The sequence below is a fragment of the Mycobacterium angelicum genome, from assembly GCF_002086155.1.
GTDB lineage: Bacteria > Actinomycetota > Actinomycetes > Mycobacteriales > Mycobacteriaceae > Mycobacterium > Mycobacterium angelicum.
Genome location: NZ_MVHE01000421.1, coordinates 1 through 233, shown reverse-complemented (window position 1 = coordinate 233; position 233 = coordinate 1). Strand labels below are relative to the sequence as shown.

The 233-nt window shown below is 63.1% G+C and carries 1 protein-coding gene; it reads left to right on the top strand.

The window, feature by feature from the left end; translation table 11 throughout:
• Positions 1-233: alpha/beta hydrolase (locus BST12_RS30095; RefSeq protein ID WP_245850635.1), on the top strand; the 233-nt coding region annotated here is incomplete at both ends.

Genomic DNA, 233 nt, shown 5'->3' with positions numbered 1-233 from the left:
ACGAGAAGAAGCGAGAGTGATCGCCCACAGCGTGGGTGAAAGTGAGAATGTGGCGACCATAGCGTGGGTGGGGTATCAGCCGCCGCCGGTGCTCGCGTCGTGGAACACCGTCGATGACGATCTCGCGCAGGCCGGCGCTCCGAAGTTGGAGGCGTTTTTGCGGGATCTGCAGGCGGGATCGCACAATCCGGGTCACACGACGGCGTTGTTCGGGCATTCCTACGGGTCGTTGC